Origin of the sequence: Kitasatospora putterlickiae, from assembly GCF_039527695.1 — a bacterium.
Classification (GTDB): Bacteria; Actinomycetota; Actinomycetes; order Streptomycetales; family Streptomycetaceae; genus Kitasatospora; species Kitasatospora putterlickiae.
In genome coordinates this window covers 1,594-9,449 of sequence record NZ_BAAAKJ010000066.1, presented here as the reverse complement: position 1 = coordinate 9,449, position 7,856 = coordinate 1,594, and the positions used below count along the sequence as shown (strand labels likewise).

The window sequence follows — 7,856 nt, the reverse complement described above, 5'->3', positions numbered from 1 at the left end:
CCCTACTTCCTGCGCCGGGTGAACGGTCAGCTGTGGCGGGTGCGCCAGTAGTGGTGGAGGGCGCGGGCGAGGGCGGAGTTGGTGAAGAGGGTCGCCGCGCAGAGGAGCAGGAGGAAGAGGAGGTTCGCCGCACCCGGGGTGTGGGGGCGGACCAGGCGGGTGGTGAGGGCGGCCATCGTCGTGCCGGCCGCCACGGAGGCGGCCGAGGTGGCGAAGAGGAGCGACCTCGGCGGTCGGGGGCGGTTCACCGGGTGGGCGGGGTGAGGGAGACGTACTCGGGGCGGGTCGTCCACTCGATGCCGCCGCCGACCGGGCGGAGGTAGAGGCGTCCGCCGATGGTGTCCATGTAGATGCCGGTCCGGTGGGTCCGGCGGTCGTGGACGAGTTGGCCGGGGACGGGGGTGGGGGTGGGGTGCTTGGGCATGCGGTGCGGTCTTTCGGGGTGCGGGAGGGGGGCTTGGGGGTTCAGGGACGGTTGAGTCGAACGGTCACCAACCGTCCGGTCGCGGCGACGACTTGGGCTTCGATGGGGATGCCGTCGGGGGTGTTGAGGGTGAGGGAGAGGCCGGATGCGGGATGCCAGGGCTGCTGTTCGGCTTCGCGGCGACGGGCGCGGACGCCGTCGCGGATCACTTCGGTGAGCTTGCGGACCAGGAAGGTGGGGGCCGCGCCGAGGTCGATGAGAACGATGCCGGTGACGGAGGCGCAGTTCCAGTCGATACCCGTGGAGGGAAGGGTGGCATCGGCGGCCGCGAGAGTGGCCCTGAGGTCGTCGAGGGCGTCGGCGGCGTCACGGCGGTCGTCGGCGGTGATCTTTCTGAGCATGGAGGGCATGGGGCGGCTCCGGATTCCGGGGGGGCGCATTTCGCGATTCCTCCTCCAGGATCGGACAGGGAGACTACGCTGAGAAGCCGATCGATCACAGCAAGTTGATTGTGGAGGCGGAGTGCCCATGGCAATCCCGAATCAGCTGCCGCCCGGCAAGACCCCGAGGGAGTACTACGGCAGTGAGCTGCGGCGCCTCAGAGAAGCCGCAATGCCGAAGATGTCGCAGGACAGGCTTGGCGCACTGACGTTCGTGTCCGGCTCGTACATTGGGCAGTTGGAGAACGCTCAGCGGGCTCCGCAGCTGGATCTCTCGATTCGGATCGACGTGGCCCTCGACACGGATGGGGCGCTCGAACGCCTTCATGAGTTGTTGGAGTATTCGCGCTTCGCGGACTACTTCCAGGAAGCTGTCGAGCACGAGAGCCGTGCCACGTCGATCTGCGAGTTCGCCGGGCACGTGGTGCCAGGCCTATTGCAGACAGCGGACTACGCAAAGGCCCTCTCGCTTGGTGGTCAGCCGCTGCTCGCGGATGACGAGTTGGCCGACCTGGTTGCCGCGAGATTGGAGCGACAGCGGCTGGTCAACGACCCAACAGGACCAGAGTTGTGGTTCATCTTGGACGAGTCGGTGCTTCGCCGACCAGTCGGCGGGCATGGGGTGATGGCGAACCAACTGCGCCACATCGCATCGCTGATGACGAGGCGGCGCCTGATCGTCCAGGTCGTCACCTTCGAAGCCGGGCCACACGCGCTCCTCGGGGGCATGTTGGCACTGATGACCTTCGCGGATGCGCCTCCCCTGGTCTATCAGGAAGGTAGGTTTGCTGGTCAGTTGATCGATGACAATCACTTGGTCGCCAAATGCCAGCGGGCATACGATCTCGTACGGGCTGCCGCATTGTCGCCGGAGGCGTCCCTGGACCTGATCCTCTCGGCGGCGGAGGACTACGAGAATGCGAAGCAGCAGTGATCGCCCCGCCCGATGGCGGAAGAGCAGCTACAGCAATGCAGAGGGTGGCTCCTGCGTAGAGATCGACGACGCCAACCCCGGCCGCGTCAGGGACTCCAAAGACCCCAACGGGCCAGCGCTCGCCTTCACCCCCAGTGCCTGGAACACCTTCGTCACCGCCGTACGGACAGGTGAGTTCGGCAACGTCTGACACTCGCAGCCAAGGAGCCCACGGATGGACAGCCCGAGCACCCCGCGATGGAGGAAGAGCAGCCACAGCAACGGCGACGGCGGCTCCTGCGTAGAGGTCGACGACGCCAACCCCGGGCACGTCAGGGACTCCAAGGACCCCAACGGGCCATCACTTGCCTTCGCCCCCTCCGCCTGGAATGCCTTCGTGAGCGCCGTGCGGGATGGGGAGTTCAGCGGCATCTGATGCGGCCGCACGAGCAATCCTTGATCGACCAGCTCACCTACATCTTCTTTGCTTGCCTCGTCGGTTTCGCCGACGAGGCAAGCATCGAAACCCCTGGACGGTGAACTCGCGTCATCTCCACGACGCGTTGCCAACATCTGAGTTGTAGGCAGTCCCGGGAGGTACCCCGTTCCTCCCGGGACTGCCGTTCCAGAGCGGCTACTTGCGCCAGAAGAGGTGGTGGGTGACGCCGCTCGCGCTGGGGACGACATCGACGTGGAAGCGGTCGCGCAGGTCGTCCGGGGAGTCCCACAGTTTCAGGCCGGAGCCGAGCTTCACCGGGGAGACCGCGATGTGCAGGGTGTCCACGAGGTCGGCGTCGAGGAACTCGCGGATGGTGGTCACCCCTCCGCCCAGGCGGACGTCCTTGCCCTGGGCGGCCTCCTTCGCCTGGGCGAGGACCGTGGCCGGGGCGCCGTCGACGAAGTGGAAGGTGGTGTCGGAGAGGGTGATCGACGGCCGCTGGTGGTGGGTCAGGACGAAGACCGGGGTGCGGAACGGGGGCCTTTCGCCCCACCAGCCCTGCCACGCGTGGTCCTGCCAGGGTCCGCGCTGGGGGCCGAACTTGTTGCGGCCCATGATCTCGGCGCCGATGTTCCTCGGGTAGTCGCGGGTGAGGTAGTCGTCCAGGCCCCGGCTGCCGCCCGGGTCGGTCCGCATCGGCCAGCTGGCCGTGGCGCCGGCCCAGGAGAACAGGCGCTCGGCGTGGTCGAGGCCGAAGGGGCGTTCCAGGGTCTGGTCCTCACTGGCGCCGGCGGCGATGCCGTCGGCCGAGACGTTGAAGTTCTGGACCCTCAGGAGTTGGGTCATGCGTTCCTCCGGTCTGCGGCGCCCGTCTCAAGGCGGCGGGCGTGTTCGGTGAGGTGGCGGCGTTCCGGGGCGCTGGTCGCGCGGCGGGCGGCTTCGCGGTAGAGGCTCGGCGCCGTCGGGTCGCCGAGGAGTTCCAGGAAGTGGGCGCGGGTGGCGAACAGCCGGTGGTGGCGGGCGAAGCGCTTGTCCGCCTCCAGCGGGGCGAGCGCCGCGAGGCCGGCCCCCGGGCCCTCGACCATGGCCAGCGCCACCGCCCGGTTGAGGGTGATGAACGGGTTCTCGCCGAACCCGATCAGCAGGTCGTACAGCGCCAGGATCTGCGGCCAGTCCGTCGACTTCGCGTCCGGCGCCTCGTCGTGCACCGCCGCGATCGCCGCCTGGACCTGGTACGGCCCCACCTGGCCGCGCGGGAGCGTGCGGCTGATCAGCTCGACGCCCTCCTCGACGAGGGCCGCGTCCCACAGCGAGCGGTCCTGCTCCGCCAGCGTCACCAGTTCGCCGCCCGCCCCCGTTCGAGCCGGACGGCGTGCGTCGGTGAGCAGCATCAGGGCGAGCAGTCCGGCCGTCTCGGCGTCGTCCGGGGCGAGCCGCAGCAGCAGGCGGGCCAGGCGGATCGCCTCGCCGGACAGCTCGGGCGCGGTGAGGTCGTCGCCGTTGCTCGCCGTGTAGCCCTCGTTGAAGATCAGGTAGATCACCTGGCGGACGTCGGCGAGCCGTTCCGGGAGCCGCCGGTCGGGCAGCCCGGCGGCCCGGACGGTCTGCTTCGCCCGGCTGATCCGCTGCGCCATCGTCGCCTCCGGCACCAGGAACGCCGCCGCGATCTGCGCCGTCGTCAGACCGCCGACGGCGCGCAGGGTCAGCGCGATCCGGCTGGGCGCCGACAGCTCCGGGTGGCAGCAGAGGAACAGCAGGTGCAGCGAGTCGTCCCGGCCGGACGCGGGCGCCGCGTCCGGCGGCGGGCTGAGCAGCGCCGACTGCGGGGTGGCGAGGGCCAGCGCGTCCTCGCGGCGCCGCCGGGCCACCTCGCTGCGCACCGCGTCGGTCAGCCGCCGCCCGGCGACCGTCACCAGCCAGCCGCGCGGGTTCTCCGGCACCCCCTCGGCCGGCCACTGGGTGGCGGCGGCCAGCAGCGCCTCCTGCACGGCGTCCTCGCACTCGTCGAAGCACCCCCGCCCGTACCGGCGCACCAACGCCCCGAGGGCCTGCGGCGCGAGGTCGCGCAGCAGGCCCTCCACGGCGCCGGGTCCCGGCTGCCCGCCGCCGCTCACACGCCCGCCGCGTCGGCGGCCGGGGACTCGTGCAGGATCGGCCACAGCTCCACCGGCTCGACGTCCGCGAACGGCATGTCGGCGGCGATCTCCTGGGCGCGCTCCAGGCTCTCGCAGTCCAGCAGGTAGAAGCTGGCCAGGTACTCCTTGGTCTCCAGGTACGGCCCGTCGGTGACCGCCGGGAGCCCGTCCGCGCGCCGCACCAGCTGGGCGGCGGCGGCGTCGGCGAGGCCGTAGGCGCCGAACAGCTCGCCGGTCTCGCGGTACTTGGCGTTGAACGCCTCCTGCCTGGCGATCGCGGCCGGCCATTCCTCGGCCGGGAACGAGTCCCACTTGGCCTGGTTGCCGTAGATCATCGCGACGTACTTCATCTCGGGTGTCCTCCCGTCCCGCGCGCCCTGTCCGGCGCGCTCTCACCCCTTGGTCGGAGCGGGGCCGGGGGCCTCGACATCCGCCGGAAAGATTTTTTCGACATCTTTCCGCACGGTGGTGGCGGGGGCGGGGAGGAGGGGCCCGCGCGGCCGGACGGCGGTCAGGACTCCTGGCGCAGGCGTCGGCGGTAGTTGCGCATGGACACCTGGGAGCCGCAGCCGGGGCTGCAGTACAGCCCTCCCCCGTTGCGGGTGCGGTCGAGGAAGCCGAAGTGGCACGGGGGGTTCCGGCACGCCTTGACGCGCCCCCAGTCGCCGCTCCCGGCGAAGGTCGTCACCGCGGCCAGGACGGTTCCGAAGACCCGTTCCACCCCCGTCTGCGGCGACGCCAGTTCCACGCCGCCGGCCGTGACCACCGTCGCCAGCGGGTAGAGCGAACCCGCACGGCGCAGGTGCCGCTCGGCGTGGCGCAGCGGCTCGCCGAGGCTCTCCTCGTCGCCCGAGTGCGCGAGCAGCACGGTCACCAGGGCGTCGCGCAGCTCGCGCGCGGCGGCGGCGTCGGCGTCGGTCGCCACGGTCTCGCCGTCGAACCCGCCGAACCCGCCGAACCCGCCGAACTCCGCCAGCCAGTCCGCGAACGAGTCGCCGTCCTCGAACAGCTCCCGCCGACCGGTCCCGTCCGCGCGCGTGTTCACGAACGCGAGCACCGTCTCCACCGCCGGGGTGACGGTGCGCGGGCTGGGGGGTTCGGGGGATCCGGCCGCCGTACTGCTCATGGCCTCACCCTACCTCAGGAAGAAAAGGCGCTAACCGGCCTAATAGGCAACCAGAAGCATCAAGAGGCTTGACTCGTTATGAGCTAACTCTCTACGGTCGCAACATGACCAAGGAATCCAACCAGCAGAACCACCCCCGCGTCTGGCTGATCACCGGCGCGACGTCCGGCATCGGCCGCGAACTGACGCTCCAGGCGCTCGAAAGCGGCGAATCCGTCTCGGCGCTCGCCCGCGACACCGCGCCCCTGGAGGAACTGGCCGAGGCGCACGGCGGACGGCTGCTCGCCATCGAGGCGGACGTGCGGGACGAGCGGGCCGTCCAGACGGCGGTGGAGCGCACGCTCGCGCGCTTCGGCCGCGTCGACGTAGTGGCCAACAACGCCGGCTACGGACTGTTCGGAGCCGTCGAGGAGGCCTCCGACACGCAGGTCCGCGCCGTGTTCGACACCAATGTCTTCGGAGTGCTCAACGTGCTCCGCGCCACGCTGCCGGTGCTCCGCGCCCAGCGGTCCGGGCACGTCCTCCAGGGCTCGTCGATCTACGGGCAGTCCGCCCACCCCGGCGTGGGGCTGCTGGCCGCGACCAAGCACGCGGTCGAGGGGCTGTCGGAGGCGCTGGTCGCCGAGGTCGCGCCGCTCGGCGTCAAGGTCACGATCGTCCAGCCCGGGCTGACCGCGACCCCCTTCCTGGCCAACCTCGACGTCGCGGCCGGCCTGGCCGACTACGACCGGACCGTCCGCGAGGTCCAGAAGGGCATCGGCGAGCTGCCGGCCTCCGCCTTCTCCGCCGCCGCGCGGATCGCCGAAGGCATCCGGACCGCGGTCGACAGCCCCAACCCTCCGCTGCGCCTGGCCCTCGGCACCTCCGGCGCCGCTGACATGCGCACCGCGCTGGAGGCACGCGTCGCGGACCTGGACGGCTGGAAGCACGTGACGGACGCCATCGACAGGTAATTGCCGGGGGCGCGGACTTCCGTTCGGGGACGGGAGTTTGGGATCGTCGGCGGGACGGCGGGACGGCGGTGCGAAGGGGGCGGGTGGCCGTGACGGGGACGACCACCGTGGCGGCGCCGACCGTGCGCCGGATCGCGGGCTTCGCCGCGCCCGTCGTGCTGAGCGAGGCCGTCGCCCTCGGGGCGCAGTTCGCCGTGGTGACGATGCTGGGCGCGGCCGGCGGGCACGCGCTCTACCTCCGCTCGCTCTACACCCCCGTCGGCTTCCTCCTGGTGGCCCTGAACTCCGGGCTCTCGGTCGCCCTCCAGGTGGTGGCCGCGCGCGCCGCCGGGGCCGGGCGGCGGGCGGAACTCCCGGGCCACCTCGCCGCCGCGGCCCGGATCGGCGCCTGCTGCTACCTGGTGTGCGGCGTCGTGGTGACGGCCGGCGCCGGACCGCTGGGGGCGCTGCTCGACCTGCCGGCCGCCGACCGGACGCCGTTCCTCGCCCTCCTGGCCGCGATGGTGGCGGTGAACGCGGTCGGCGCGCTGGGCGAGCTGTGCGCGGCGGTGCTGCGCGGCTCCGGCGCGACCGGACGGGGCCTGCTGCTCACCCTCGTCTCGGCGGGCCTGCTGCTGGCCGGGGTCGGCGGGCTCGGCCTCGGCGCGGGCTGGGGGCTGACCGCGCTGCCGGTCGCCGCCCTGGGGTCCGGGGTGGTGGAGGTGCTGCTCGGCGCGCTGCTGCTGCGGCGGGCGGGGCTGCTGGGCCGTCCGACCGCCGACGGGCACGGCGAGGTGCGGGCGGCGGCGGTGTCCGTCGGGCTGCCGGTCGGCGCGTCGTTCCTGCTGCTGTGCGTCGTCAACCTGGCCCTGCTGCGCGTGGTCGCCCCGTTCGGCCCCGGCGCGGTGGCCGGGTTCACGCTCGGCTCGACGCTGCAGAGCGCGGTGATCGTCCCGGCGGTGGGCTTCGGCTCCGCCGTCGCGATCCTGGTCAACCAGGCGGGCGCGGCCGGCGACCGCGCCGCCGCCCGGCGGGCCGTGCGCGGCGGGGGCCTGCTGACGGCCGCCTGCTACCTGGCCGTGACGGCGGTGCTGTGGACGGCGGGCCCGCCGCTGGCCGCCCGCCTCTCCGCGGACCCGGACACCGCCGGGCAGGCCGTCCGCTTCCTCCAGCTGGCCGGGCCGTCGTTCGGCTGCACGGCGCTGGCGCTCACCGCGCTGACGCTGCTGGAGCAGACCGGGCACGGCGTCGTCGCGTTCGCCCTCAACGTGGTGTACTTCGGCGCCGTGATCGCCGTGGGCGGGCCGCTGAGCGCCGCCCGGCACTCCACCGACGCGCTGTACCTGACCATGACGGCCGGGGCCTGCCTCGGTGTCGCGGTCTGCTGGACGGTGCTGTGGTGGCTGCTCTACCGGCCACTGGGCGCCGCCCGGGGGGACTCGCCCCC

Annotated in this window: 12 protein-coding genes; 5 read left to right on the top strand and 7 right to left on the bottom strand. The window is 72.2% G+C overall.

The window, feature by feature from the left end; genetic code table 11:
• Positions 1-26: 26 nt before the first annotated feature.
• Genes ABD308_RS07515 through ABD308_RS07505 form a run of 3 tightly spaced genes read right to left on the bottom strand, consistent with a single transcriptional unit; the run spans position 27 to position 825 of the window.
• Positions 27-248: a hypothetical protein gene (locus ABD308_RS07515; protein WP_344329588.1), complete on the bottom strand. Its 222-nt coding sequence runs from the start codon at positions 246-248 to the stop codon at positions 27-29.
• Positions 245-424 carry a hypothetical protein gene (locus tag ABD308_RS07510; protein WP_344329587.1) on the bottom strand — a complete coding sequence of 60 codons (180 nt, stop codon included), beginning with the start codon at positions 422-424 and terminating at the stop codon, positions 245-247. Before ABD308_RS07510 ends, ABD308_RS07515 begins: the two co-directional genes overlap by 4 nt.
• Before the next feature lie 41 nt (positions 425-465).
• The gene (locus ABD308_RS07505) at positions 466-825 is read right to left on the bottom strand and encodes a hypothetical protein (protein WP_344329586.1); all 360 of its coding nucleotides are present in this window, start codon (positions 823-825) and stop codon (positions 466-468) included.
• A gap of 127 nt (positions 826-952) precedes the next feature.
• On the opposite strand from ABD308_RS07505, the gene ABD308_RS07500 reads away from it, so the two are divergent.
• The 3 genes from ABD308_RS07500 to ABD308_RS07490 are packed head-to-tail and all read left to right on the top strand — an operon-like array spanning position 953 to position 2,213.
• A complete protein-coding gene (locus ABD308_RS07500) occupies positions 953-1,798 on the top strand; it encodes a helix-turn-helix domain-containing protein (RefSeq protein WP_344329585.1) in 846 nt (281 codons plus the stop codon).
• Positions 1,782-1,988, top strand: a complete 207-nt coding sequence (locus ABD308_RS07495; protein ID WP_344329583.1) for a DUF397 domain-containing protein — start codon at positions 1,782-1,784, stop codon at positions 1,986-1,988. The genes ABD308_RS07500 and ABD308_RS07495 overlap by 17 nt, the downstream gene beginning before the upstream one ends.
• 24 nt (positions 1,989-2,012) lie before the next feature.
• The gene (locus tag ABD308_RS07490; protein ID WP_344329582.1) at positions 2,013-2,213 is read left to right on the top strand and encodes a DUF397 domain-containing protein; all 201 of its coding nucleotides are present in this window, start codon (positions 2,013-2,015) and stop codon (positions 2,211-2,213) included.
• 198 nt (positions 2,214-2,411) lie between these two features.
• Here ABD308_RS07490 and ABD308_RS07485 read toward each other — a convergent pair whose 3' ends face one another.
• From ABD308_RS07485 to ABD308_RS07470, 4 genes are all read right to left on the bottom strand, one after another.
• Positions 2,412-3,062 (bottom strand): dihydrofolate reductase family protein, encoded by a 651-nt coding sequence (locus ABD308_RS07485; RefSeq protein WP_344329581.1) that lies wholly within the window; start codon positions 3,060-3,062, stop codon positions 2,412-2,414.
• Entirely contained in the window at positions 3,059-4,297 is a 1,239-nt protein-coding gene (locus ABD308_RS07480) for an RNA polymerase sigma factor (protein WP_344329579.1), read from the bottom strand. Before ABD308_RS07480 ends, ABD308_RS07485 begins: the two co-directional genes overlap by 4 nt.
• 29 nt (positions 4,298-4,326) lie before the next feature.
• On the bottom strand, positions 4,327-4,701 hold the full coding sequence (locus ABD308_RS07475) for a YciI family protein (RefSeq protein WP_344329578.1): 375 nt from the start codon (positions 4,699-4,701) through the stop codon (positions 4,327-4,329).
• 161 nt (positions 4,702-4,862) lie between these two features.
• Positions 4,863-5,477, bottom strand: a complete 615-nt coding sequence (locus ABD308_RS07470) for a CGNR zinc finger domain-containing protein (RefSeq protein ID WP_344329576.1) — start codon at positions 5,475-5,477, stop codon at positions 4,863-4,865.
• Positions 5,478-5,581: 104 nt separating this feature from the next.
• Here ABD308_RS07470 and ABD308_RS07465 point away from each other — a divergent pair, with 104 nt between their 5' ends.
• Entirely contained in the window at positions 5,582-6,430 is an 849-nt protein-coding gene (locus ABD308_RS07465) for an SDR family NAD(P)-dependent oxidoreductase (protein ID WP_344329573.1), read from the top strand.
• A gap of 89 nt (positions 6,431-6,519) precedes the next feature.
• The coding region (locus ABD308_RS07460) for an MATE family efflux transporter (RefSeq protein ID WP_344329570.1) at positions 6,520-7,856 on the top strand (1,337 nt) is incomplete at its 3' end.